The organism is Stenotrophomonas sp. Steno-Z1, assembly GCF_056393175.1.
Genome location: NZ_JBWJPB010000003.1, coordinates 155,472 through 181,181, shown reverse-complemented (window position 1 = coordinate 181,181; position 25,710 = coordinate 155,472). Strand labels below are relative to the sequence as shown.

The window sequence follows — 25,710 nt, the reverse complement described above, 5'->3', positions numbered from 1 at the left end:
TAATCGGTCGGTGAACGACATCGATACCGACACCGCAACCCTTCCCGCGCCCGCCGTGGCCCCCCTGCAGTTGCTGCACGTGGACGACCGCCTGGCCGTGGTCAACAAGCCCGCCGGGCTGATGGTCCATGACAGCAAGCTGGCGCGTGGCGAAGACGACTTCCTCGCCGATCGCCTGCGCGACCAGCTCGGCAAGCCGATCTTCCTGGTACACCGGCTCGACCGCGCCACCAGCGGCTGCCTGCTGCTGGCCTTCGATCGCGACAGCGCCAGCGTGCTGGGCAAGGCGCTGATGGGCGGCGACGTGACCAAGGACTACCTGGCGATCTGCCGTGGCTGGCCGGCCGAAGAAATCTTCACCGTCGACCATGACCTCGATGGCGGCCCCGGCAAGCCGGTGAAGAAGCAGGCCATCACCCATTTCCAGCGCGTGGCCGTGGGCGAGATCGCCGTCCCGGTGGGCGAGTTCGAAACCTCGCGCTACGCGCTGCTGCGCTGCCAGCCGCAGACCGGCCGCTTCCGCCAGATCCGCCGCCACCTCAAGCACCTGTCCCACCACCTCATCGGCGACACCAGCCACGGCGATGGCCGCCACAACCGCAGTTTCCGCATGCAGGGCATCCACCGCATGCTGCTGCACGCCGAGCGGCTGCGCTTTCCGCACCCGGACGGCACCACGATGGACGTCAGCGCGCCGGTGGACGGCGAGTTCCGCAAGGCGATGGATCTGTTCGGCTGGGACGTGGTGTGACCGCGCCGACCCCGTAGAGCCGACCGTTGGTCGGCTGAAAAGCTGCGCGGCCCGCCGAGAGTGCTCTTACCTGCGCGGTTCGGGCACGTCGACCACCGGCGGGTTCCCGTTGTTGGCCGGGAGCGACCGTTCATTCACGATCGCCTTCATGTCCTTTTCCAGATCAGCCAACAGCGGGTCCATCCGTTGGCGGATGGCCACCATGACGTTCTGCATCAGCACCGGGGTCTTGTCGAGCAGGCTCTGCCCGGCCGCACTCTCGTAGAACTCGGCCATTGCCAGCACGTCTTCCTTGCTGAAGCTCTTCTTGTAGAGGTCCACATACATCGGCCGCAGCTCCTGCCACGACAGCGCCTTGCGGATGGTGGCGTTGGTGCGTTGCTCCATCCGCTTGAGCTGCTCGATCTGGCCGGCATCCAGCGGTCGGCGCTGGGCAATCTGTTCGAACTGCTGGCGCTGCATCGCTTCCAGCTGCGGCAGCATGCCGTCCAGCAGGCTCTGCGCACGCGAGGCGGCCAACAACCGGTTGACGTCGGCATCGGAGGGCGGCGTGGCCAGTGCGGGCGCGGCGGCGGCCAGGCCGAGGGCGAGGATCAGGCCGAGCCGGGCCAGGGGACGAATCGAAAGCATGTGCGGGGCATCCTGCGTTGCATGGAAGCATGAGGATACCCGCGAAGACGTCATCGGACCGCATATGACGGACGTTATCGGCGTCATCGGGGATCTTGCGCTCACCCTCGACAGCGGTCCTGCCTTTACAATGCCGCCCATGGCTCTCGGACCCGTCACCATCAGCGCACACCTGTCCATTCCCGATGCGGAACTGGTCGAACGCTTCGTGCGCGCCAGCGGTGCCGGCGGCCAGAACGTGAACAAGGTGTCCACCGCCGTGGAGCTGCGGTTCGACGTGGCCGGCTCGCCGTCGCTGCCCGAGCCGCTGCGCTCGCGCCTGCTGGCCCGGCGCGACCGGCGCATGACCGGCGACGGCGTGCTGGTGATCGACGCCCAGCGGTTCCGCACCCAGGACCGCAACCGCGACGACGCCCGCGAGCGCCTGGCCGCCTTCATCCAGGAAAGTCTCAGCGTGCCCAAGCCGCGCGTGGCCACGCGGCCATCGTATGGGGCGAAGATGCGTCGCCTGGACGAGAAAAAGGGCCGCGCGCAGATCAAGCGCGGACGCACCACACGCAATTGGGAGTGATTGCTTGAACAACCGAAGTCCGCTGCTGCCGGCCGTGCCGCCCAACATGCCGCAGGTCAAACCCAACCGTTTCCTGCGCTGGCTGGCCCGCTGCACCCTGCGCCTGGGCGGCTGGAAGGTGGTGGGCACCTTCCCGGACGTGCCCAAACTGGTGTTCATCGTTGCCCCGCATTCGTCCAACTGGGACGGGTTCTGGGGCATGGCGGCCAAGATCGCGCTGGGCATGCAGGTCAAGGTGCTGGGCAAGGCCTCGCTGTTCTGGTGGCCGCTGTCGCCGTTGCTGCGCGCGCTGGGGGTGATCCCGCTGGACCGCAGTTCGCCGCAGGGCACCGTGGAACAGGCGGTCAGCCTGATCCGCAATTCCGAGCGCATGTGGTATGCCATCACCCCCGAGGGTACCCGCAAGGCGGTCACCCACTGGAAGGCCGGCTTCCTGAAGATCGCGCGGATGGCCGACGTGCCGGTGCTGGCGGCGTACTTCCACTACCCGGAGAAAACCATCGGGATCGGCCCGCTGTTCCACTCCAGTGGCGATGATGCCGCCGACATGGCCGCCATCCGCGCCTACTACCGGCCGTGGCAGGGCAAGAACCGCGGCACCGTGTGAGCCGGGCCAGGCCCCGCCCGCGCTGGCGCCGGGGCCCGCACAGCCATGCGCCACGTCCGGCACATGCCGCCTGCGGGCAATCGGAGTAGGGTGATCGGCTGCGGTTTTCCGCAGCCGCATCCCATTCCAAGGAGCCTGTTTCATGTCGCGTACCGTAGTTTTGGCCGCTGCCATCAGCCTGGCGCTGGCGGCCTGTTCCGGCAAGGAGTCCACCCCCGTGTCCGACACCCAGACCCCCGCCGCGCAGCAGCCGGCCGATGCCTCCACCAACCCCCTGTTGAGCGCCAGCACGCTGCCGTTCCAGGCACCGCCGTTCGACAAGATCAAGGACAGTGACTACCTGCCGGCCTTCAATGAAGGCATGAAGCAGCACCTGGCCGAAGTCCGCAAGATCGCCGACAACCCCGAGCCGGCCACCTTCGACAACACCATCGAAGCGCTCGAGCGCAGCGGCGAGACCCTGACCCGCGTGTCGCGCATCTTCTTCGGCCTGGTACAGGCCGATACCAACGATGCGCGCCAGAAGATCCAGGAAGAGGTCGCGCCGAAGCTGGCCGACCACCAGGACGAGATCAACCTCGATCCGAAGCTGTTTGCCCGCATCAAGAGTGTGTACGACCAGCGCCAGTCGCTGGGCCTGGACCCGGTGCAGCTGCGCCTGGTCGAGCGTGACTACCAGGAATTCGTGCGCGCCGGCGCGCAGCTCAACGATGCCGACAAGGCCGCGCTGCGCAAGCTCAACGTGGAAGAAACCACGCTGGCCACCCAGTTCCACACCCGCCTGGTCGCTGCCACGGCCGCCGGTGCGGTGGTGGTCGACGACAAGGCCAAGCTGGCCGGCCTGGACGAGGATGCGATCAACACCGCCGCCGCCGACGCCAAGGACCGCAAGCTGGACGGCAAGTACGTGCTGCCGCTGCAGAACACCACCCAGCAGCCGGTGCTGGCTTCGCTGAGCGACCGCGACCAGCGCGCCGCGGTGCTCAAGGCGTCGGAAACCCGCGCCGAGAAGGGCGATGCCAACGACACCCGGCAGACCGTGCAGCGCCTGGCCCAGCTGCGTGCGCAGAAGGCCAAGCTGCTTGGCTTCGACAACTACGCCGCCTACAGCCTGGCCGACCAGATGGCCAAGACCCCGGCCGCCGCGCTCAAGCTGCTGACCGACACCGTGCCGGCGGCCACTGCGAAGGCGCGTGGCGAGATCGGCGAAATGCAGAAGGTGATCGACGCACAGAAGGGCGGTTTCAAGCTCGCCGCGTCCGACTGGGACTTCTACGCCGAGCAGGTGCGCAAGGCGCAGTACGACCTGGACGAGTCGCAGATCAAGCCGTACTTCGAGATGGACAACGTGCTGCAGAACGGCGTCTTCTACGCCGCCACCCAGCTGTACGGCATCACGTTCAAGCCGCGCACCGACATCCCGACCTACCACCCGGACATGAAGGTCTACGAAGTGTTCGACAAGGACGGCACCTCGCTGGCGCTGTTCTACACCGACTACTTCAAGCGTGACAGCAAGTCCGGTGGCGCCTGGATGGACGTGTTCGTCGAGCAGGACGGCCTGACCGGTGCCAAGCCGGTGGTCTACAACGTGTGCAACTTCACCAAGCCCGCCGCCGGCCAGCCCGCGCTGCTCAGCTTCGATGACGTGACCACGATGTTCCATGAGTTCGGCCACGCGCTGCACGGCATGTTCTCCAAGGTGAAGTACCCGTCGATCGCGGGCACGAGCACCTCGCGCGATTTCGTGGAGTTCCCGTCGCAGTTCAACGAGCATTGGGCGCTGGACCCGAAGGTCTTCGCCAACTACGCCAAGAACTACAAGACCGGCGAACCGATGCCGCAGGCACTGGTCGACAAGATCCTCAAGGCACGCACTTTCAACCAGGGGTATGCGACCACCGAGTACCTGTCGGCGGCGCTGCTGGACCTGGCCTGGCACACCCAGCCGGCCGATGCGCGGCTGCAGGACGTGGCGCCGTTTGAGGCGGCTGCGTTGAAGAAGTTCAAGGTGGACCTGGCGCAGGTGCCGCCGCGTTACCGCACCACGTACTTCGACCACATCTGGGGCGGCGGCTATTCGGCCGGTTACTACGCCTACTTCTGGGCCGAAGTGCTCGACCATGATGCCTTCGAGTGGTTCAAGGAACATGGCGGCCTGACGCCGGAGAACGGTCAGGTGTTCCGCGACAAGATCCTCTCGCGCGGCAACAGCGTGGAGCTGGCGGATCTGTACCGCGAGTTCCGCGGCAAGGATCCGTCGGTGGAACCGCTGCTGGTCAATCGCGGGCTGAAGTAACCGCGCGAACCTTGGGGGGCCGACCGCGAGTCGGAGCCTCCACCGGTGCACGCTGAAAACGAAAACGGCAGGGGAAACCCTGCCGTTTTTTTTGGGGTGGCGGCTTCGCCGGGGTCTTCTGCGAGCTCGAGGGCCCCGTAGCGGCCGGTAGGCCCCTGGTGCAAATGTCCCCCGGCCGCAGAGCGGCCTCCTCCTTTATTTTGCCCAGGAGCCTACCGGCCGCTACGGGGCTCGGCTTGCGGGAAGGTGGAAGCCAGGCTCCTGGCGCTGGTCGGTGGATCGGGCGCTGGGGCACTCATCGCCTTGGAGGCGAAATAAAGGGGGAGGGGCGGCGGCAGGCTGAGAACGAAAACAGGAGGGGAAATCCTGCCGTTTTCTTTGGGGTGGCGGTTCCGCTGGGGCCTTGCGCGAGCTCGAGGGCCCCGTAGCGGCCGGTAGGCTCCTGGTGCAAATGTCCCCCGGCCGCGGGGCGGCCTCCTCCTTTATTTTGCCCAGGAGCCTACCGGCCGCTACGGGGCTCGGCTGCGGTAAGCAGGTAGAAGCCAGGTGGGTCGGTGGGTTTGGTGCTGGGCCTTTATGCCGTTGGAGGCGAGATAAAGGGGGAGGGGGCGGCGGCAGGCTGAGAACGGAGGGGAAACCCCGCCGTTTTCTTTGGGGTGGCGGTTCCGCTGGGGCCTTGCGCGAGCGCGAGGGCCCCGTAGCGGTCGGTAGGCCCCTGGTGCAAATGTCCCCCGGCCGCGGGGCGGCCTCCTCCTTTATTTTGCCCAGGAGCCTACCGGCCGCTACGGGGCTCGGCTGCGGTAAGCAGGTAAAAGCCAGGCGGGTCGGTGGGTTTGGTGCTGGGCCCCCATGCCCTTGGAGGCGAAATAAAGGGGGAGGCCGCTCCGCGGCCGGAGGACATTCGCCGGAAAGGGCATGGGGGCCCAGCGCCGAACCCACCGACTCCCGCTTGAGGCGAAATAGAAGAGGGGAGCGGCCGCAGGCGGACACCGGAGGCATCGCCGGAAGGGTAGTGGGCCCAGCGCCAAACCCACCGACCGCCGCGCGCAGACACGCTCCGCGGCGGCAGCGTCCCTCACGTCCCCACGTGCACGCCTTCCACGATCTCGCTGCACCCAAGATGGTCCAGCGCGATCTCCAGTGCATGCATGTAACTCTGCGCGCAGTACCCATGCGCGACCCCGATACGCTGGCCCACATCCGCCGGCAGGCATGCCTCCGGGGCACGGGTATCGTCGTCGTGCACTTCCACGTAGACGTTGTGCAGATGCGGCAGCAACCGCTGCAGGCGCACGCTGTCCACGCAGGCGCCCGGGTCCAGCAGCGTTACCTCGCCGCGACTGTGGTCGGCCACGCGCAGCGCGTCCAGCAGTTCCTGCTCCGAGCCGCAGGCGCGGATTGCCAGCGTGGTGCCGGCGTCGATCGCGCGATGCACCAGCGCCTTCAGCAGGAGAGGCGGCAGCGGCGCGGCGGTACGGATCAGCGCGCCGCTGGCTTCCGGCCCGCGGATGATGAAGATCGACATGGCTCAGGCCCCCTCCGGCACGGCCTGCAGGCGACGCGCGGCGATCGCCAGCGACAGCCGGCAGGCATCGGCGCGGCCGCTGCTGCACACCACCCGCGCCGTCGGCCCGTGTTGCGGGTGCAGGTGCGCGTCCAGCGCGTCGTCATCGTTGCTGGCCATCTCGATGTACGGCGCCGGCAGCGCCTCCAGCGCGCTGCGCAGTGCCTGGCCGTAACGCGCCCACTGCGGTGCGTCGACCGCGGCGGTGGCGATCAGCACCAGCGCCGGCCGGCTGCGCTGGGCGCGCTGCAGGCAGCGCAGCAGGGCCGGCAGCGAGTCGCAGTCGCGACAGGCCAGGCGGTGCCCGGCAACCCGGGCCGGCAGCGGGGCGGCATCCGGCGCCGCGCCAGGCGGCGTGTGCCGGATCATCAGGATGGTCATGGAACACCTCGAACAAGCGCCCTGCGGCGCGGTGACGCCACGATGCGACCGCGGCCCGTAAAACCGCCATGCCGGCGCCTGCCGTGGCGCGTAAACATCGCGTAGCTTCTGTCTGCGCCGCCGGGAACTCGGCCTGCGCCGCCCGGTCACACCGTCACCCCTTGAGAGAGCCCCGCCATGGACCGTCCCGCCGCCACCGCCGCCCCCAACCGGATGCTGCACTGGCTGAAGAAGGAAGCCCTCCCGGTGGCGGTGATGCTGGGCCTGCTCCTGGCCGCGCGTGATTCGCTGGCCAACCACTACCAGGTGCCCAGCGGTTCGATGCAGCACACCGTGATGCCGGGCGACCGGGTGGTGGTGGACATGCGCGCCTATGGCCTGCGCCTGCCGTTCACCTCGGTGCAACTGCTGCACACCGGCCAGCCGCAGCGCGGCGACGTGGCGGTGTTCGATTCACCGGTGGACGGCATCCGCCTGATCAAGCGCATCGCCGCCGTGGGCGGTGACCGGGTGGAGCTGCACCAGGGCCACCTGAGCATCAACGGCCAGCCCCTGGCAGAAGCCGGCGCTGGCGAGATCGAGGACTTTGGCCAGCACCTGGCCCGGCTCGACCTCGGCCAGGGCGGCGGCCCGGACATCAGCGGCCTCACCGTGCCGGCCGGCGAAGTGCTGATGCTCGGCGATCATCGCGGCAACAGCGCCGATGGGCGTTTCTTCGGCCTGGTCCATGCCAGTTCGCTGTACGGCAAGGCGTCGCACGTCTACTACCGGCGCGGCGAGGGCCTGACCTGGCAGGCGCTGTAACCCCGGGCCGGATCTGAATCGATATCCACGGCGTCTCGATTCAGACATTGGAGGTTATGGATCGACTTGTCGGCGCTGCCTATCCTGAGCGCTGACTCTTCGCTCCGGCCCGTCCACGCGGGCCTTACCGGCATGAATGGCGACACCGCAGCGGGCCCCGCCCGCAGCTCCGCACCCCCCACGGCTGCGGGGGCCACAGACCACATCCAGCAGGGCACCCCGGCATTCCGGCGCACGGCGGCGGCGCTGTTCCTGGCCGGCTTCTCCACCTTCGGCCTGCTCTACACGGTGCAGCCGCTGCTGCCCGAGTTCAGCCGCCACTTCGGCGTATCGGCCGCCAACAGCGCGCTGACCCTGTCGCTGAGCACCGGCCTGCTGGCGGTCTCGATGCTGATCGCCGGGCTGATCTCCGACCGCATCGGCCGGCGCGGGGTGATGGTCGCTGCGCTGCTGGCCTCCAGCGTCTTGTCGGTGGCCACCGCGCTGGTCGACGACTGGTCCACCCTGCTGGTGCTGCGCACCCTGCTGGGCATCGCGCTGAGCGGGGTGCCGGCGGTGGGCATGACCTACCTGGCCGAAGAGATGGACAGCCGCGCGCTGGGCCTGGCGATGGGCCTGTACATCGGCGGCAACGCGATCGGGGGCATGAGTGGCCGCCTCATCGCCGGCATCGTGGCCGACCACTGGGGCTGGCGCTGGGGTATTGGCGTGGTCTCGGTGATCGCGCTGCTGAGCACCGTGCTGCTGTGGTTCCAGCTGCCGCCCTCACGCCACTTCCAGAGCCGCTGCGGCGGCCTGCGCGAACTGCCCGCACGCTGGCGCAGCCTGTTCGCCGACCCCGGCCTGCCCTGGTTGTTTGCCACCGCCTTCGTGCTGATGGGCGTGTTCGTCACGCTGTACAACTACCTCGGCTACCACCTGCTGGCCCCGCCCTATGGCCTGAGCCAGACCGTGGTCGGGTTGATCTTCAGCGTGTACCTGGTCGGCACCTTCAGTTCGGCGTGGATGGGGCAGCAGGCCAACCGGCACGGCCGCAGCCGCGTGCTGGCGATCTGCTACGGGCTGATCGCGCTGGGCATCGTGCTGCTGGCGCTACCGTGGCTGGGCTGCATGGCGGCGGGCATCGCGCTGGTCACCTTTGGTTTCTTCGGCGGCCATTCGGTGGCCAGCAGCTGGGTCGGCAGCCGCGCCGGCAGCATGCGCGCCGAAGCGTCGGCGTTGTACCTGTTCGCCTACTACCTGGGCTCCAGCGTGGCCGGGGTGATCGGTGGGGTGTTCTACACGCACTGGGACTGGCTGGGCGTATGCGGCTTCGTCGGCGTGCTGACCGTGGCCGGCGCCGGCATTGCCTGGCGGCTGCGGCGACGCGTGCAACCGGCCGCCGCCGCGGCGCTCGCGCTCAGCCGCTGACGCCCTGCAGCAGCCGGGTGAAGTGCCCGATCAGGGGCGACGCCGCGCCGCGCCGGCAGGCCACGTGCACTTCCGAACTGGCGGCGCGGTCGCTGAGTGCGACGAAGCGCGCCCCATCGACCTGGATATGGCTGCACGAAGCCGGCAGCACGGTGACGCCCAGGCCCGAGGCGGCGAGGCTGATCAGCGTCGAAGCTTCGCCCGCCTCCTGCACGATGCGCGGGGTGAAGCCCGCGCTGCGGCACAGCGCGATGAAATGATCGTGGATGCCTGCGCCCACCTCGCGCAGGAAGCCCACGAACGGCTCATGCGCGAACTGCCGCAGCGCCAGCGGCGCATCGGCGGGCAGGCCCCGCACCAGGGGGTGCTGGTCGTGCACCACCAGCGCCAGCGGATCACTGAACAATTTGCGTGACACCAGCGGCGCCGGGAGCGCACGTTTGCGGATCAGGCCGACGTCCAGCTCGCCGGCCATCAGCGCATCGATCTGCTGCAGGGTGTTCATCTCGCGCAGCTTCAACTGCACGTGCGGGAACTGCTGCCGGTAGGCAAAGATCGCGCGTGGAATCTGCGTGGACAGCGGCGTGGCCCGGGTCAGCCCGATGCGCAGTTCGCCGGTTTCGCCGCGCTGCGCGCGCTGGGTCAGGTCGACTGCGGTATCCACCCGCGCCAGCACCTCGCGCGCCTGCTCCTGCAGCACGCGCCCGGCATCGGTGAGTTCCACCCGGCGGTTGGCGCGCACGAACAGGCGCGCGCCGAGCAGGGTTTCCAGCTGGCGGATCTGTTGGCTGAGCGGGGGCTGGGACATGCCCAGGCGTTCGGCGGCGCGGCCGAAGTGCAGGGTATCGGCGACGGCCAGGAAGTAACGCAGGTGGCGTAGTTCGATCGACATGGAAGATGCCCGGGTCAGCGCTCGGAATGCCCGCTTTCATCATAGCTGCGCGGACTGAACAGGTCCGGTTGGATCAGCTCGATGAAGGCGCGCGCCTGCGGTGACAGGAACCGGCCGCGGCGCACGATCACCCCGTAGCTGCGCTCGGGGAACCACGCACTCATCGAGCGTGTCACCAGCTTCTCGCGGTCGCCATCGTTGAGGCACAGCGCCGGCACGATCGAGATGCCCATGCCCATGGCCACGTACTGCTTGATCACCTCCCAGCCGCCCACTTCCAGCGCCACGGTGTAGGGCAAGCGGTGCCGCTGGAACACCTGGTCGACCAGCCGGTAGGTGATCTGGCGCTTGGGTGGCAGTACCAGCGGATGCTGCGAGATCGCCTCCAGGCTGAGCTCGCCGCGCGCCAGCGGATGCCCCGGCGGCGCGATCAGGACCTGCTCGAAGCGATAGGCGGGCGCGTAGCTGAGGTCGGCCGGTACGTCGGTCATCGAGCCCACGGCCAGGTCGGCCGCGTCGCTGCGCAGCAGGTCGGTGCCATCGGCGCTGATCGCGTTGTGCAGGGTCAGGCGCACGTCCGGGTGGCGCTGGCGGAAGCGCTCCACGATGCGCGGCAGCAGGTACAGGATGGTCGAGCTGTTGGCGGCGATGTTGAGCTCGCCGGCGTCCAGCCCCTTCACCTTGTCGCGGAAGCTGGCTTCCAGCCCGTCCAGGTTCTCCACCAGCGGCTGGGCCATCTCGAACAGCAGCTGGCCCTCGCGGCTGGGCACCAGCCGGCGCCCGCTGCGCTCGAACAGGCTCACCCCCAGCTCGCGTTCCAGCGCCTGCAACTGCTGGCTGATGGCCGGCTGGCTGACGAAAAGCGCCTCAGCTGCCCGTGAGACTGAGCCCAGGCGGACCGTCTGACAGAACGCCCGAAGCGGCTTGAGCCGGTCGGATTTGTAGGAAAACCGGGGGCTTGGCGGGCGCGGTGTGGGCATGGCGTTACGAGTATAAGCACACCTTATGGTGAGCATTGCGATAACTGTTTTGTCAAATACGGTACGGCAGCGCACGGTGGGGCCCTACCGCACTGCAGGAACCCGCCATGTCCGCCGTCGCCGCTTTCGCCACTGCCCAGCCCACCCCCGCCGATGCCCCGGCCACGCCCGGCATCGCCCTCACCACCCAGCTCGCCGGCCAGTCCGCGCTGCTGCCGGCGGGGGTATTGGCGCTGCTGGTGTCGCTGCACCGTGCGGTGGAGCCGGAGCGCCAGCGCCGGCTGCAGGCCCGGGTGGCGCGCCAGGCGTTCTTCGACGGCGGCGGCCTGCCGGACTTCCGCGCCGACACCGCCGAGGTCCGGGACGGCGACTGGCGCGTGGCCCCGCTGCCGGACGCACTGCAGGATCGCCGCGTGGAGATCACCGGCCCGACCGACCCGAAGATGGTCATCAACGCGCTGAACTCCGGGGCCAAGGTGTTCATGGCCGACTTCGAGGATTCCACCGCCCCGGCCTGGCGCAACCTGCTGGCCGGCCAGCAGGCGCTGATCGGCGCGGTGCGTGGCGATCTGACCCACACCGGGCCATCCGTCGATGGGAAGCCGGGCAAGCAATACACCCTGCGCCCGTTCAACGAACAGGCAGTGCTGATCGTGCGCCCGCGCGGCTGGCACCTGGATGAAAAGCACGTGCGCATCGATGGCCAGCCGATCGCCGGCGGCCTGTTCGACGCGGCGGTGTTCGCCTTCCACAACGCGCGCACCCTGATGTGCAAGCAGCGTGGCCCGTACTTCTACCTGCCCAAGCTGCAGAGCATGGAAGAGGCGGCGCTGTGGGAGACCGCGCTGTCGCACATCGAGGGCATGCTCGGCCTGCCGCATGGGCAGATCAAGGTCACGGTGCTGATCGAAACGCTGCCGGCGGTGTTCGAGATGGACGAGATCCTGCATGCGCTGCGCGACCGCATCGTCGGCCTGAACTGCGGGCGCTGGGATTACATTTTTTCCTACATCAAGACCTTCCGCCGCCACGCCGACAAGGTGCTGCCCGAGCGTGGCCAGGTGACCATGACCCAGCCGTTCCTGAAGGCCTATTCGGAACTGCTGATCCGCACCTGCCATCGCCGCGGTGCGCACGCGATGGGGGGCATGGCCGCGCAGATCCCGATCAACCACGATGCCGCCGCCAACGAGCAGGCGATGGCGCGGGTGCGCGCGGACAAGCTGCGCGAAGTGACCGCCGGCCATGACGGCACCTGGGTGGCGCATCCGGCGTTGATCCCGGTGGCCCAGGCGATCTTCGACGCGCACATGCCCGGGCCAAACCAGCACGGCGTGCTGCGCAACGACGTGCAGGTGGGCCGCGACGATCTGATCGCCGCGCCCACCGGCACCATCACCCGCGGCGGTTTCGAGGGCAATGTCGAGGTCTGCGTGCGCTACCTGGCCGCCTGGCTGGACGGCAACGGCTGCGTGCCCATCCACCACCTGATGGAGGACGCGGCCACCGCCGAGATCAGCCGCAGCCAGCTGTGGCAGTGGCTGCACACCCCTGGCCAGCACCTGGACGACGGCACCGCCATCGACCTGGCCCTGCTCGACGCCACCCTGGCGCAGTTGCCGGCGCGCCTGGGCGACCGCGCCGCGCTGCCCGGCGGCGGCCGCATCGACGAGGCCATCGCGCTGCTGGGCGAGCTGAGCCGCCGCGACGCACTCACCGACTTCCTGACCCTGCCCGCTTACGACCGCCTCGACTGACCTGTACTGCCCGCCTTCCGCACCGCTTCATCCATTCACCGTCTTCCCCCCTTGGAGAAACGCCATGAGCACGCTGCCGACCGCCGAACAGATCCAGCACGAATGGAACACCGACCCGCGTTGGGCGGGCATCCAGCGCAACTACACTGCCGCCGACGTGGTGCGCCTGCGCGGCACCGTGCACGTGGAGCATTCGCTGGCCCGGCTGGGTGCGCAGAAGCTGTGGACCTACCTGCAGGAAAAGGACTTCGTCAACGCGCTCGGCGCGCTGACCGGCAACCAGGCCATGCAGCAGGTGAAGGCGGGCTTGAACGCCATCTACCTGTCCGGCTGGCAGGTGGCCGCCGACGCCAACCTGGCCGGCCAGATGTATCCGGACCAGTCGCTGTACCCGGCCGACTCGGTGCCGGCGGTGGTCAAGCGGATCAACAACACCCTGCTGCGCGCCGACCAGCTGCACCATGCCGAAGGCAAGGATGAGATCGACTTCCTGCAGCCGATCGTGGCCGATGCCGAGGCCGGTTTCGGGGGCGTGCTCAATGCCTTCGAGCTGATGAAGGCGATGATCGAGGCCGGCGCCGCCGGCGTGCACTTCGAGGACCAGCTGGCCTCGGTGAAGAAGTGCGGGCACATGGGCGGCAAGGTGCTGGTGCCCACCCGCGAGGCCATCGAGAAGCTCAACGCCGCGCGCCTGGCGGCCGATGTGATGGGCGTGCCGACCCTGCTGGTGGCGCGCACCGACGCCGAGGCCGCCGACCTGCTGACCAGCGACGTGGATGGCAACGACCAGCCGTTCACCACCGGCGAGCGCACCGTGGAAGGCTTCTACAAGACCCGCAACGGCCTGGACCAGGCGATCAGCCGCGGCCTGGCCTATGCGCCCTATGCCGACCTGATCTGGTGCGAGACCGGCAAGCCGGACCTGGAGTTCGCCCGCAAGTTCGCCGAGGCGATCCACGCCCGGTTCCCGGGCAAGCTGCTGGCCTACAACTGCTCGCCCAGCTTCAACTGGAAGAAGAACCTGGACGACGCCACCATCGCCAGCTTCCAGAAGGAAATCGCCAAATACGGGTACAAGTTCCAGTTCATCACCCTGGCCGGCTTCCACGCCCTGAACTACTCCATGTTCAACCTGGCCCACGGCTACGCGCGCCGCCAGATGAGCGCCTTCGTGGAGCTGCAGGAGGCCGAGTTCGCCGCGGCCGACCGGGGCTTCACCGCGGTCAAGCACCAGCGCGAGGTCGGCACCGGCTACTTCGACGCGGTCACCCAGGCCATCCAGCAGGGCCAGTCCTCGACCACGGCCCTGAGCGGGTCGACCGAGGAGGAGCAGTTCAACGCCGAACGCGCGGCCTGACGACCCCCAAGGGCGGCCAGGGAAGGCCGGGGCGACGGGCGGTCGGGGGACCGCCCGTCGCTGCATGGGGCCGCTCGGCGGCCGGTCCGTCCCGTCGGCCGGGTGGCCGCTGGCGGACCCGGGCTGCGTATGAAAGGGGGATGTGCCGCGGCCGCCCGAAAATGGGGCGCCCGGGCACTGAAATGGGATGAGGCGCACACTTTTTAGGGGTGCTATTCTCCTCCGCTCACCGGGGGAACGCTGGGAAGCGGGTGCACGGGATGACCGGCAAGGTTGCGGCGATTGTGTGCGAACAGGAACCAGGCATCGCCCAGACTGCGATGGCTGAGATCGTGCATGCCGTATTGAGCAGCAGCGAGTTCGCGCTGTTCGCCCAGTTCGGCCGGCAGCAGCACCTGGCCAAGGGTGACCAGCTGTTCCACCGCGGTCAAGCCGGCGACACGATGTACGTGGTCGTCAGCGGCGGCATCGAGCTCGATTTTGGCGAAGACCTGCTGGTCAAGTCGCTGGGGCCCAATGAATTCTTCGGCGAGCTCGGCCTGCTGATCGGCGACCACCCGCGCAGCGCGGAGGCGCGCGCGATCACCGACAGCGTCGTGCTGGAACTGGGCAACGCCGACTTCCAGCGCCTGGTCGACCACGATCCGGGGCTGATCGCCTATTTCCTGCGCCGCACGATCATGCGCGTGGTGAGCAACGAACAGGTCCTGATCCGCCAGCTGCGCCGGCGCAACCACGACCTGGAGACCGCGCTCGACAACCTGTACATCACCACCCACCAGCTCACCCACACCCGCGAGCTGGTGCGGACCGACGAGCTGACCGGCCTGCACAACCGGCGCGGCCTGGCCCTGTACCTGCAGGACTGCCGCACCCAGCCCGAAGGCCCGCCGCAGGGGCTGCTGCTGATCGACTGCGACCACTTCAAGAAGGTCAACGACGAGCACGGCCACCAGGCCGGCGACCGCGTGCTGCAGAGCATGGCCAACATCCTGCGTTCGGTCGCGACCGAGACCGACCTGGCCTGCCGGCTCGGCGGTGACGAGTTCTGCCTGCTGCTGCGCACGGCCACCGCCGACAGCCTGCAGCATGCCGCCGAATTCATCCTCAGCGCCGTGCACGGCCTGATGGACCGCGCCCACGGCGTGCCCCACGTCTGCCCGGTCAGCATCGGCGTGCGCCTGCTCGAGCCCCACACCGACTGGAGCGAGTGGTACGCTCGCGCCGACAACGCGCTGTACCAGGCCAAGCGCCTGGGCGGCAACCGGCTGCACTGGTCGCGTGCCGCGACCGCCACACCCTGAGCGGGGGAAGATCGGCATGTACGGCGACATCGGAACGTCGACCCAGGCCCCACAGATGCGGGCGTTGTTGTTCACCGATCTGTGCGATTCGTTGATCCTGGTCGAACGCATCGGTGATACGGCTGCGGCCGAGCTGTTCCAGCAGCACGATCGACTGGTGTTGACGCTGCAGCAGCAATGGAACGGGCACCAGATCGACCGCTCCGATGGCCTGTTCCTGCTGTTCGAACGCGCGATCGACGCGCTGGGTTTCGCACTGGATTACCAGCGCGGGCTGAAGCGGCTGGGCGAGGAGCGCGGCATCGTGCTGCGCGCCCGCGCCGGCCTGCACGTGGGTGAAGTGCTGACCTGGGAGAACAGCCCCGAAGCGATCAGGGTGGGTGCCAAGTCGCTGGAGGTCGAGGGCCTGGCCAAGCCGATGGCCGCCCGGCTGATGGCCCTGGCCCGGCCGGGCCAGATCCTGATGTCGGCGGTGGCCGAATCGCTGACCCATCGCGCCAGCGGAGAGCTCGGCGACCGCGCCACGCGCCTGCTGTGGAAATCGCATGGCCGCTGGCGCTTCAAGGGCGTGCCCACCCGCCAGGAAGTGTTCGAGGTGGGCGAGGTCGGCTTCGCCCCACTGCGCATGCCGAGCGGCAACGCCAAGGCCCGGCGCGATATCCCGCTGTGGCGGCAACCGGCGGCCCTGGTCGCCGAGCTGGCGGTGATGGCGATGCTGATGGCCGGCGGCTGGATGCTGTTGCGGCCGGCGCCGGCGATCGCCTTCGCCGAGCGCGACTGGGTGGTCATCGGCGACCTGCGCAACCTCACCGACAACCCCATCCTGGACGACACGCTCGACCAGGCCTTCCGGATCAGCCTGGAACAGTCCCGGCACGTCAACGTGGTCAGCCAGGACCGCATCGAACGCACCCTGCAGATGATGCGCAAGGGCGTGGGCGGTGGCGCGCTGGACCGCAGCAATGCCGCCGTGGTCGCGCTCCGCACCGGCGCCAACCTGGTGCTGATGCCGGCGGTGACCGATGTGGGCGGACGGGTGCGGTTCTCGGTGGAGGTGATGGACCCGCGCACCCAGCACACGCTGGCGGTGAGCACGTCCTTCGCCGACCGGGGCGCCGTGCTGGCGGCGGTGGACAAGGTCTCGCTGGAGCTGCGCGACGAGCTGGGCGAAGAGGCCGCCATGATCCAGCGCGATGCCATGCCGCTGCCGGAGGTCACCACCGCCAATATGGATGCACTGCGCGCCTTCGCGCTGGGCCAGAAGCGCTACCTCAAGGGCGACTACCGCGCCGCGCTGGGCTTCTACCAGCAGGCCACGGAGATCGACGGCGACTTCGCGCTGGCGTGGCTGGGGCAGGCGCGCTGCCATTTCGCGCAGGTCGACTTCGGCTCGGCCGCCGACGCGCTGCGGCGCGCCCAGGCACTCACCGCGCACCTGCCCACGCGCGAGGCGATGTACGTCAAGAACTGGACGCTGCAGGTGTTCGACCCGGACCGTGCCGGCGACGGCTGGCTGCGCATGTCCGAGTTGTATCCGGACTACGTGCCGGCCGCGAACAACGCGGCGATGAACCTGTACAACGAAAACCGCTTCCTCGACGCGCTGCCACTGGCCAAGCGCGTGGCCGAAAGCACCGTGGACCTGCACAGCATCGGCCTGGACCAGTACGGACGCATCCTGCTCGCGCTGGGCCGTTACGACGACGCCGACGCGGCCCTGGGCAAAGCGGTATCGATCGGCTGGAACGGGGCGCTGATGCGGCAGGCCAGCGTGGCCGCCGCCCGCCGCGATTTCAGCCGCGCCGGCACATTGCTCGACGCGCTGGATGCGGCCAACTACCACGGCGACCTGGTCAAGACCACCGTCGCCCTGGACCGTGGCGACGTGGCCGGCGCGCTCCGGCATGCCGAGCGTGGCCTGGCCGGCAGTCGCGACAAGCCCGGTGCCGACCAGCTCAACTACCACGTGCCGCTGGCCGTGGCCTACATGCAGTCCGGCCAGCGCCAACGCGCGCTGGCGCTCACCCATGACGCGGTCACGCGTGCCTTCGCCGGCATCGACAGCGCGCCGAGCGTGGATGCGATCGATCGGGTGGTGTCGGCGCTGGCTGCCGGCATCGTGGCCAGGCGGCTGGGCGATGGCAGCCTGGCCAAGACACTGCCGGAGCGGATCGCCGCACTGAAGAACCTCCCCAAGAGCCGGGTGGTGGACGAGTTCAGCGCGGTGTTGCAGGCCGAGCAGCAGCGCGTCCAGGGCAAGCCGCGCGAAGCGCTGCAGACGCTGGCGCCGTTCATCAGTCCCGAATCGCGCGTGCAGACGCGCGTGGCGGCCATGCATGCCGCGCGGGACGCCGGCATGGAGAAGATCGCGGCCCAGCATGCCGGCTGGCTGCAGCAGCGCGCCGGCATGGCCTACGCAGAAATCGAGTGCAGCTTCTGCCTGCAGGCGCTCAACATCCTGGATGTGCGCGCGGTCACCGGCCAGCGCCCCACGGGTGCGGGGCCGACGCGGGTGTCGGCCCCGTAGCGCCTGCCCTCAGCGCAGCGTGCGCGGCGCGCCCTTGCCGTGCTCCAGCATCGGCACGTTGTAGCCGGTACCGGAGGTGAGCATGGCGAAGATTTCCTTCTGCGCCTTGGCGATGCTGTCCTTGTCGGCCAGCCTGATGTTGCTGCAGCACTGCTTGACGAAGTCGTGCAGGGCCGCGTCGCTTTCCGGCACGTGGCCGGTATCCAGGATGGCCTGCGCGGTGTCGGTGACGAACCGCTCGCGGAAGGCATCGTCGGTGGACAGCAGCTCGACAAGGCGTTTGGCGGAGGCAGCTTCAAGCTTCAGGGTGGGCATGGCGGGGCTCTCTGTGGATGGACGCAATGAGCTGGTGTCGGCCCGGGCGCAGGGTTCTTGAGGGTCCGGGCGATAACGGGGTCAAGTTGTCGGCATCCGGAACGATATCCTTTCTTGTGCTCATAGACGCGGTGGAGGGGTTGTGCGCCTGAGGCGATGTGCAATGTTGCTGCTTGAGCCGCGGGAAACGGTGGCATTCCAGTTCGAAGCGCTGCTGGACGGCGGCGACGGCCGCGTGCGGTCGCTCGGCTGGGTGGCGCTGGCCCCGCACCTGGAGCAGCCCGTGGCGCTGTCCGCGCAGGCGCAGGCCTGGCTCGGCACGCTCAGCCCGAGCGCCTGGACCGAGCTGGCCGCCGACGCCGCCGAGATGCCGATGGCGCAGGCGCTGCTGGCGGCCGGCCTGTTGATCGCCGAGGACGGGCAGGGCGTCGCGGCCGCGCGCGATGCGCGCCTGCGCGGGGTGCACTGGCATCCGCTGGCTGCCGTGATGCATGCGTTCTCGCGCTGGGACGGCGTGGATGCCGTGTACAACATGCAGGCCTCGGAGACCGAGACCGCCGAGCAGATGCGCCAGACCCTGGGCGAGCCGCCTCGCGAAGCACCGCAGCTGGCCGGCGCCGGCCCCCGCCTGGCGCTGCCGGACGTGGACGGCAACGCGTTCGACCAGCTGCTCGCGCGCCGCGTCACCTGCCGCAACTTCGATCCCGACCGGCCCTTGCCGCTGGCGGTGTTCGCCCAGCTGCTGCAACGCACCTTCGGCAGCCGCTGCCGTTTCCAGGTCGGGCAGGACTTGGTGTTCCTCAAGAAAAGCGTGCCCTCCGGCGGTGGCCTGCATCCGATCGAGGCCTACCTGGTGGTCCAGAACGTGGCCGGGCTCGCGCCGGGGCTGTACCACTATCGCGGCGACTCCCATGAGCTGGAGCGCGTGGCCACCGAGGTCACGGTGGATCGCGCGTTCGTCATGGAGATGGTGGGCCAGCAGCACTGGTTCGCCGACGCCCACGTCCTGGTCGTGCTGGCCCCGCGGTTCGAGCGCACGTTCTGGAAGTACCGACAGCATGCCAAGAGCTATCGCGTGGTGGCGATGGAGGCGGGGCACCTGTCGCAGACGCTCTACCTGGCCGCCACCGATGCCGGGCTGGGCGCGTTCATCACGGGTGCGATCAATGAAAAGCACATCGAGCGCGCGTTGCAGCTCGACACCATCGCCGAGGGGGTGCTGGCGGTCTGCGGCTTCGGCTGGCGCGCTGCGCAGATGACCACGACCGAGCTGGATCCCGCCGGGATGATCTGGCACCCGGCGGCGGTGTAACCGGCGTTGCGATGGGGGCGGGGCTCAGGCCCCGTCCGCCTCGAAGTCCACCAGCACGGCGCCATCGCCCACCTGGTCGCCGGCCTTGACCCGGTACCCCTGCACCACGCCATCGGCCGGGGCCTGCAGGGTGTGCTCCATCTTCATCGCTTCCAGCACCAGCAGCGGCGCGCCGCGCTTGACGGCGGTGCCCGGCGCCACCGAGGTGGCGACGATGCGGCCGGGCATCGGCGCGAGCAGGCTGCCGGCGTCGGCCACGGCCTGGTCCGCTTCGCTGACCGGATCGTGCAGCGTGAAACGTTGCGCGCCTTCGCTGCCGAACAGATACAGCGCATCGCCCTCACGCACCACGCGGGCGCGGTGCAGCGCATCGCCACTCTGCATGCGCAGCGCATCGCCGTCGAGGCCGCCGTGGGCGACCACGCGGGCATCGCCGACGGTCACCAACCATGCCCCGTCCTGCTGCTGCACCGTCACCGGCTGCTGGGTGCCGCGGTGCTCCAGCGTCAGCGTGCGCGGTGCACGCGCGCCCAGCCGCCAGCCGTCCTGCTGCTGCCAGGGCGAGTGCGGGTCGCGTGCGTCGACGCGGGCTGCATCCTGGCTGCCGATGGCGGCCATGGCGGCCATCGCCCACAGGGCAGGATCGCTGTCGTCCGCGTTCGGCGCGAGCGCGGCCTGCTCGCGCTCGATCAGCGCGGTATCCAGGTTGGCGGTGGCGAACGACTCGGTCATCACCAGTCGGCGCAGGAACGCGGCATTGGTGGTCACGCCGACCACTTCGCACTCGGCCAGGGCCTGCTGCATGCGGCGCAGCGCGGCATCGCGGTCCACGTCCCAGACGATCAGCTTGGCGATCATCGGGTCGTAGAACGGGGTGATCGCATCGCCCTGCTCCACGCCGGCGTCCACGCGCACATGCGCGCTGCCCGACGGCAGGCGCAGGTGCTGCAGCGTGCCGGTGGACGGCAGGAAGCCGCGGTCGGCGTCTTCGGCGTACAGGCGCGCTTCCAGCGCATGGCCGCGGATCTGCAACTGGTCCTGCTGAAGCGGCAGCGGTTCACCGCTGGCCACGCGCAGCTGCCATTCGACCAGGTCGGTGCCGGTGATGCACTCGGTGACCGGGTGTTCGACCTGCAGGCGGGTGTTCATTTCCATGAAGAAGAAATCGCCGTTCGGCGCGGCGATGAACTCCACCGTGCCCGCACCAACGTAATCGACCGCGCGCGCCGCATCCACGGCAGCCTTGCCCATCGCGGCGCGGCGCTCGGCGGTCATGCCTGGCGCCGGGGCTTCTTCCAGCACTTTCTGGTGGCGGCGCTGCACCGAGCAGTCGCGCTCGAACAGGTACACCACGTTGCCGTGGCTGTCGCCGAACACCTGGATCTCGATGTGGCGCGGGCGCTCGACGTACTTTTCCACCAGCACGTGGGCATTGGCGAAGGCCGACTGCGCTTCGCGCTGGCAACTGGCCAGCGCGTCGATGAAGTCGGCACCGGCGTCCACGCGGCGCATGCCCTTGCCACCGCCACCGGCGCTGGCCTTGATCAGGACCGGGTAGCCGATCGCATCGGCCTGGGCGCGCAGGAACTCCGGCGCCTGCTCGTCGCCGTGGTAGCCGGGCGTGAGTGGCACGCCGGCCTGCTGCATCAGTGCCTTGGCCGCGCTCTTGTCGCCCATCGCGCGGATCGCCGCGGCGGAGGGGCCGATGAACACGATGCCGGCCTCGGCGCAGGCCTGGGCGAAGCCGGCGTTCTCGGACAGGAAGCCGTAGCCGGGGTGGATCGCCTGCGCGCCGGTGCGGCGGGCCGCGTCCAGGATGGCGTCGGCGCGCAGGTAGCTGTCGCGTGCCGGCGCCGGGCCGATCGCGATGGCCTCGTCGGCCAGGCGCACGTGGCGCGCGTTGCGGTCGGCGTCGGAATACACCGCCACGGTGGCGATGCCCAGGCGCTGGCAGGTGGCGATGACACGGCAGGCGATTTCGCCGCGGTTGGCAATCAGGATCTTGGTGAACATGGAGGTCTCGTGGCGCGGGCCAATGGCGGAGCAGGGGGCGGCACCTCGCGGTGCCGCGCGTGCCTTACATGCGGAACACACCGAACCCGGTTTTCTTCGCCGGCGCGTTGAGGCTGGCCGACAAGGCCAGGGCCAGCACGCGGCGCGTGTCGGCCGGGTCGATCACCCCGTCATCCCACAGGCGCGCGCTGGCGTAGTAGGGATGGCCCTGGGTTTCGAACTGGTCGCGGATCGGCGACTTGAAGCCGTCCTCTTCCTCCGCCGACCACTGCCCGCCCTTGGCCTCGATGCCGTCGCGCTTCACCGTGGCCAGCACGCTGGCGGCCTGTTCGCCGCCCATCACGCCGATACGCGCGTTCGGCCACATCCACAGGAAGTTGGGCGAATAGGCGCGGCCGCACATGCCGTAGTTGCCGGCGCCGAAGGAGCCACCGATTACCACGGTGAACTTGGGCACCTTGGCGCAGGCCACGGCCATCACCAGCTTCGCGCCGTCCTTGGCGATGCCGCCGTGTTCGTACTTGCGGCCGACCATGAAGCCGGTGATGTTCTGCAGGAACACCAGCGGGATGCCGCGCTGGGTGCACAGTTCAATGAAGTGCGCGCCCTTGAGCGCGGACTCGGAGAACAGGATGCCGTTGTTGGCGATGATGCCCACCGGATAACCGTGCAGGTGGGCGAAGCCGGTGACCAGGGTGGCGCCATAGCGCGGCTTGAACTCGTCGAAACGCGAGTCGTCGACGATGCGCATGATCACTTCGCGTACGTCGTAGGGCTTGCGGGTGTCGGCGGGGATCACGCCGTACAGCTCACTGGCCGGGTAGCGCGGCTCGACTGGCGCCTGCACGGCCAGCGCGGGCTCGGGCTTGCGCCAGTTGAGCTGGGCGATGATCGCGCGGACCCGCGCCAGCGCCTGCAGGTCGTTGTCGGCCATGTGGTCGGCAACGCCGGAAATGCGCGTGTGCACGTCGGCACCACCGAGTTCTTCGGCGCTGACCACTTCACCGGTGGCCGCCTTCACCAGCGGCGGGCCGCCGAGGAAGATGGTGCCCTGCTCGCGCACGATCACCGTTTCATCGCTCATCGCCGGCACGTAGGCGCCGCCGGCGGTGCAGCTGCCCATCACGCAGGCGATCTGCGGGATGCCCTGCGCGGACAGGTTGGCCTGGTTGTAGAAGATCCGGCCGAAATGATCGCGGTCCGGGAAGACTTCGTCCTGCAGCGGCAGGAACGCGCCGCCCGAGTCGACCAGGTAGATGCACGGCAGGCGGTTCTGCTCGGCCACTTCCTGCGCACGCAGGTGCTTCTTCACCGTCATCGGGTAGTAGGTACCGCCCTTGACGGTGGCATCGTTGGCCACGATCACGCATTCCACGCCGGAGACCCGGCCGATGCCGGCCACCACGCCGGCACTGGGAATGGGATCGCCATACATGCCGTGCGCGGCCAGCGGCGCGATCTCCAGGAAGGCGCTGCCCGGGTCGAGCAGGGCATCGATGCGGTCGCGCACCAGCAGCTTGCCGCGTGCGGTGTGCTTGGCGCGGGCCGCCTCGCTGCCACCCAGCGCGGTCTGCGCCAGGGTGCTGCGCAGGTCATCGACCACCGCCTGCAGCGCAGCGCGGTTGGCTTCGAAAAGATCGCTGCCCGGTTGCAGCTGGGTGCTCAATACGCTCATGGCCGTCCCTTACTTGGTGCGCTGGAAGAGTTCGCGGCCGATCAGCATGCGGCGGATCTCCGAGGTACCCGCGCCGATCTCATACAGCTTGGCATCGCGCCACAGACGCCCGGTGGGGTAGTCGTTGATGTAGCCGTTGCCGCCCAGCACCTGGATCGCCTGGCCGGTCAGCCAGGTGGCCTTCTCGGCCGAGTACAGGATCGCACCGGCGGCATCCTGGCGGGTGGTGCGGCCATGGTCGCAGGCGCGCGCCACCGCATACACATACGCGCGGCACGCGTTGAGGCCCACGTACATGTCGGCCAGCTTGGCCTGCATCAGCTGGAAGGTGCCGATGGCCTGGCCGAATTGCTTGCGTTCGTGCACGTAGGGCATCACCACGTCCATGGCCGCGGCCATCAGCCCCAGCGGACCGCCGGACAGCACCACGCGTTCGAAGTCCAGCCCGGACATCAGCACGTTGACGCCACCGCCGACCGCGCCCAGCACGTTCTCTTCGGGCACCTCGCAGTCCTCGAACACCAGCTCGCAGGTGTTGGAGCCGCGCATGCCCAGCTTGTCCAGCTTCTGCGCGGTGGAGAAGCCCTTCATGCCCTTCTCGACCAGGAACGCGGTGATGCCCTTGGCGCCCGCGTCCAGGTCGGTCTTGGCGTAGACCACCAGCACGTCCGCGTCGGGGCCGTTGGTGATCCACATCTTGTTGCCGTTGAGCACGTAGCGGTCGCCGCGCTTGTCCGCCCGCAGCTTCATCGAGACCACGTCCGAGCCGGCGCCGGGTTCGCTCATCGCCAGCGCGCCGACCTTCTCGCCGCTGCACAGGCCGGGCAGGAAGCGCTGCTTCTGGTCTTCGGTGCCGTTCTTGCGCAGCTGGTTCACGCACAGGTTGGAGTGCGCGCCGTAGGACAGGCCGATGCCGCCGGAGGCGCGCGAGATTTCTTCCATCGCCACCACGTGGGCCAGGTAGCCCATGCCGCTGCCGCCGTACGCTTCCTCCACGGTCAGGCCGAGCAGGCCCTGCTCGCCGAGCTTGCGCCACAGTGCATTCGGGAACAGGTTCTCCTCATCGGCCTGGGCGGCCAACGGGGCGATCTGCGCGGAGGCAAAATGGGCCACGCTCTCGCGGAGCAGGTCGATTTCCTCGCCGAGGTGGAAGTTCATGGTGGGGACGTGCATGGGGCGGCTCCGCGACAGCTGGAAGGGACGCGCCGGTTGGGGTGGACGGTCAGGGCCGTCCCACGGGCGATTTGGCCCAGCGTAGCGGGGTTCGCAGAAGAAGTGAACACAAATTCAAAAATTGAACATAGAATCAACAAATGGCCTACAAACGCTCCGCACTGATGGAAGAACGCCTCGCCGGCGCCCGCGAACGGATCCTGCTGGCGACCCGCGCGCTGGTGGCCGCCGGCGGCTACCGCAACGCCCCGGTGACCGCCGTGGCGGCCGAGGCGGGGGTCTCCACCGGGCTGATCTACCGCCACTTCCCGTCCAAGGCCGAGTTGTTCGTGGAGGTGCTCACCGCCGCGGTGGAGCACGAGCTGCGCATCTTCGAGGCGATCGCCGCCGAGCCGCTGCCGGCGCCCGAGCGCCTGCGCCGGGCGATCACCGCCTTCGTCCGGCGCGCGCTGGCCGGCCCCGGCCTGGCCTACGCCTTCATCGCCGAGCCGGTCGACCCGGAAGTGGAAGCCGAGCGCATCCGCTGCCGCCGGCTGTTCGGCGAGGTGTTCCGGCGGATCGTCGCCGACGGCATCGAGGCCGGCACCTTCCCGCCGCAGGACACCCACGTGGCGGCGGCCTGCATCGTCGGTGCCTTCACCGAGGCGCTGGTCGGCCCGACCGCCCCCAGCCGCGACGCGCACGGCGACGAAGACCAGCTGGTGGAGTCGATCTGCGTTTTCTGCCTGCGGGCCGCCGGCGCCTGAGCGCCGCTCATGCTGCAATGCGATAGAACGCGGCGGCTTGCAGAGGCCCGCTGACGCTGGTCATACTCGGACGACAAGCCGTGGTCCAACGACTACCAGCCAGGGGTATAGAGAGTGCGGAATTACGACCTCGAGTTCCTGAAACGCTTCTCCATGGTCATCGCGCTGCTGATGGCCATCACGCTCGGCCTGATCCTGTTCGCTGCCTACCTGCACACCAGCATTCCCCCGGAAGTCTCCCCGTTGGCCGCCAAGCGCACTGAACAGCGCATCGCCCCGGCGGGCGCGGTGTATGCCGGTGGCACCGGTGCCGCCGCCCAGGCGGCTGCCAAGGCCGCCGCGCTGGCCAAGGCCGCCTCGCAGGTGGCCTATGGCGGCACCACCGACGGCAAGGTCATCTTCGACAACCTCTGCACCGCCTGCCACACCAACGGCGTGGGCAATGCGCCGACGTTGGACCACGGCCATTGGGACGCGCGCATCGCCCAGGGCAAGGACACCCTCTACAAGCATGCCGTGGAGGGCTACACCGGGCCGGATGGCGGGATCATGCCGCCCAAGGGCGGCAACCCCGCGCTCACCGAGGCGCAGATCCACGCCACCGTCGACTGGATGCTCGCCAACCTAAAGTAGATCCACGCC

Annotated in this window: 22 protein-coding genes; 13 read left to right on the top strand and 9 right to left on the bottom strand. The window is 68.9% G+C overall.

Annotated elements, in window-relative coordinates; genetic code table 11:
- The first annotated feature begins 10 nt into the window (after window positions 1-10).
- Window positions 11-751, top strand: coding sequence for a pseudouridine synthase (locus AC06FD_RS11540; RefSeq protein WP_478077865.1), 741 nt, complete (start codon window positions 11-13; stop codon window positions 749-751).
- A 66-nt stretch (window positions 752-817) separates the two neighbouring features.
- Here AC06FD_RS11540 and AC06FD_RS11535 read toward each other — a convergent pair whose 3' ends face one another.
- Window positions 818-1,381, bottom strand: coding sequence for a DUF2059 domain-containing protein (locus AC06FD_RS11535; RefSeq protein WP_478077864.1), 564 nt, complete (start codon window positions 1,379-1,381; stop codon window positions 818-820).
- 139 nt (window positions 1,382-1,520) lie between these two features.
- On the opposite strand from AC06FD_RS11535, the gene arfB reads away from it, so the two are divergent.
- The 3 genes from arfB (at window position 1,521) to dcp (ending at window position 4,858) form a co-directional block, all read left to right on the top strand.
- Window positions 1,521-1,952, top strand: coding sequence for an alternative ribosome rescue aminoacyl-tRNA hydrolase ArfB (arfB, locus tag AC06FD_RS11530; protein ID WP_478077863.1), 432 nt, complete (start codon window positions 1,521-1,523; stop codon window positions 1,950-1,952).
- 4 nt (window positions 1,953-1,956) lie between these two features.
- On the top strand, window positions 1,957-2,559 hold the full coding sequence (locus tag AC06FD_RS11525; RefSeq protein WP_310439806.1) for a lysophospholipid acyltransferase family protein: 603 nt from the start codon (window positions 1,957-1,959) through the stop codon (window positions 2,557-2,559).
- A 142-nt stretch (window positions 2,560-2,701) separates the two neighbouring features.
- Entirely contained in the window at window positions 2,702-4,858 is a 2,157-nt protein-coding gene (dcp, locus tag AC06FD_RS11520) for a peptidyl-dipeptidase Dcp (protein WP_478077862.1), read from the top strand.
- A 1,075-nt stretch (window positions 4,859-5,933) separates the two neighbouring features.
- Here dcp and AC06FD_RS11515 read toward each other — a convergent pair.
- Together AC06FD_RS11515 and AC06FD_RS11510 are read right to left on the bottom strand one after the other, a co-directional pair.
- Window positions 5,934-6,383: a 3-dehydroquinate dehydratase gene (locus tag AC06FD_RS11515; protein ID WP_259206811.1), complete on the bottom strand. Its 450-nt coding sequence runs from the start codon at window positions 6,381-6,383 to the stop codon at window positions 5,934-5,936.
- A 3-nt stretch (window positions 6,384-6,386) separates the two neighbouring features.
- Window positions 6,387-6,803, bottom strand: coding sequence for a hypothetical protein (locus AC06FD_RS11510; RefSeq protein WP_259206810.1), 417 nt, complete (start codon window positions 6,801-6,803; stop codon window positions 6,387-6,389).
- Between the two features lie 177 nt (window positions 6,804-6,980).
- On the opposite strand from AC06FD_RS11510, the gene lepB reads away from it, so the two are divergent.
- Window positions 6,981-7,607: a signal peptidase I gene (gene lepB / locus AC06FD_RS11505; protein ID WP_478077861.1), complete on the top strand. Its 627-nt coding sequence runs from the start codon at window positions 6,981-6,983 to the stop codon at window positions 7,605-7,607.
- Between the two features lie 132 nt (window positions 7,608-7,739).
- A complete protein-coding gene (locus tag AC06FD_RS11500) occupies window positions 7,740-9,017 on the top strand; it encodes an MFS transporter (protein ID WP_478077860.1) in 1,278 nt (425 codons plus the stop codon).
- On the opposite strand, the gene AC06FD_RS11495 is transcribed toward AC06FD_RS11500, so the two are convergent.
- Both AC06FD_RS11495 and AC06FD_RS11490 read right to left on the bottom strand, forming a co-directional pair.
- Complete coding sequence (locus AC06FD_RS11495; RefSeq protein ID WP_394162809.1) at window positions 9,007-9,909, bottom strand: LysR substrate-binding domain-containing protein; 903 nt, start codon at window positions 9,907-9,909, stop codon at window positions 9,007-9,009. The two genes, AC06FD_RS11500 and AC06FD_RS11495, sit on opposite strands and share 11 nt — an antisense overlap.
- A gap of 14 nt (window positions 9,910-9,923) precedes the next feature.
- Window positions 9,924-10,889: a LysR family transcriptional regulator gene (locus tag AC06FD_RS11490; RefSeq protein WP_259206803.1), complete on the bottom strand. Its 966-nt coding sequence runs from the start codon at window positions 10,887-10,889 to the stop codon at window positions 9,924-9,926.
- A 107-nt stretch (window positions 10,890-10,996) separates the two neighbouring features.
- Here AC06FD_RS11490 and aceB point away from each other — a divergent pair, with 107 nt between their 5' ends.
- The 4 genes from aceB to AC06FD_RS11470 all read left to right on the top strand — a co-directional run bounded on the left by aceB (window position 10,997) and on the right by AC06FD_RS11470 (window position 17,834).
- Window positions 10,997-12,646 (top strand): malate synthase A, encoded by a 1,650-nt coding sequence (gene aceB, locus AC06FD_RS11485; RefSeq protein ID WP_478077859.1) that lies wholly within the window; start codon window positions 10,997-10,999, stop codon window positions 12,644-12,646.
- Window positions 12,647-12,710: 64 nt separating this feature from the next.
- Window positions 12,711-14,003, top strand: coding sequence for an isocitrate lyase (gene aceA / locus AC06FD_RS11480; protein WP_259206801.1), 1,293 nt, complete (start codon window positions 12,711-12,713; stop codon window positions 14,001-14,003).
- Window positions 14,004-14,263: 260 nt separating this feature from the next.
- Window positions 14,264-15,307, top strand: coding sequence for a GGDEF domain-containing protein (locus AC06FD_RS11475; RefSeq protein ID WP_259206800.1), 1,044 nt, complete (start codon window positions 14,264-14,266; stop codon window positions 15,305-15,307).
- Between the two features lie 16 nt (window positions 15,308-15,323).
- Window positions 15,324-17,834, top strand: coding sequence for a putative peptide modification system cyclase (locus AC06FD_RS11470; protein ID WP_478077858.1), 2,511 nt, complete (start codon window positions 15,324-15,326; stop codon window positions 17,832-17,834).
- Window positions 17,835-17,843: 9 nt separating this feature from the next.
- Here the strand turns inward: AC06FD_RS11470 and AC06FD_RS11465 are convergent, their stop codons facing one another.
- The gene (locus AC06FD_RS11465; RefSeq protein ID WP_259206798.1) at window positions 17,844-18,149 is read right to left on the bottom strand and encodes an NHLP-related RiPP peptide; all 306 of its coding nucleotides are present in this window, start codon (window positions 18,147-18,149) and stop codon (window positions 17,844-17,846) included.
- 142 nt (window positions 18,150-18,291) lie between these two features.
- On the opposite strand from AC06FD_RS11465, the gene AC06FD_RS11460 reads away from it, so the two are divergent.
- The gene (locus AC06FD_RS11460) at window positions 18,292-19,461 is read left to right on the top strand and encodes a putative peptide maturation dehydrogenase (RefSeq protein ID WP_478077857.1); all 1,170 of its coding nucleotides are present in this window, start codon (window positions 18,292-18,294) and stop codon (window positions 19,459-19,461) included.
- A gap of 24 nt (window positions 19,462-19,485) precedes the next feature.
- Here AC06FD_RS11460 and AC06FD_RS11455 read toward each other — a convergent pair whose 3' ends face one another.
- From AC06FD_RS11455 to AC06FD_RS11445, 3 genes are all read right to left on the bottom strand, one after another.
- A complete protein-coding gene (locus AC06FD_RS11455; protein ID WP_478077856.1) occupies window positions 19,486-21,474 on the bottom strand; it encodes an acetyl/propionyl/methylcrotonyl-CoA carboxylase subunit alpha in 1,989 nt (662 codons plus the stop codon).
- A gap of 64 nt (window positions 21,475-21,538) precedes the next feature.
- Window positions 21,539-23,149 (bottom strand): carboxyl transferase domain-containing protein, encoded by a 1,611-nt coding sequence (locus AC06FD_RS11450; protein ID WP_394162818.1) that lies wholly within the window; start codon window positions 23,147-23,149, stop codon window positions 21,539-21,541.
- Between the two features lie 9 nt (window positions 23,150-23,158).
- Window positions 23,159-24,322, bottom strand: a complete 1,164-nt coding sequence (locus tag AC06FD_RS11445; protein WP_259206792.1) for an isovaleryl-CoA dehydrogenase — start codon at window positions 24,320-24,322, stop codon at window positions 23,159-23,161.
- Window positions 24,323-24,462: 140 nt separating this feature from the next.
- Between AC06FD_RS11445 and AC06FD_RS11440 the strand changes: the two genes are divergently transcribed.
- Both AC06FD_RS11440 and AC06FD_RS11435 read left to right on the top strand, forming a co-directional pair.
- On the top strand, window positions 24,463-25,068 hold the full coding sequence (locus AC06FD_RS11440; RefSeq protein ID WP_259206790.1) for a TetR/AcrR family transcriptional regulator: 606 nt from the start codon (window positions 24,463-24,465) through the stop codon (window positions 25,066-25,068).
- Window positions 25,069-25,182: 114 nt separating this feature from the next.
- On the top strand, window positions 25,183-25,701 hold the full coding sequence (locus AC06FD_RS11435; RefSeq protein WP_259206787.1) for a c-type cytochrome: 519 nt from the start codon (window positions 25,183-25,185) through the stop codon (window positions 25,699-25,701).
- Window positions 25,702-25,710: the final 9 nt, after the last annotated feature.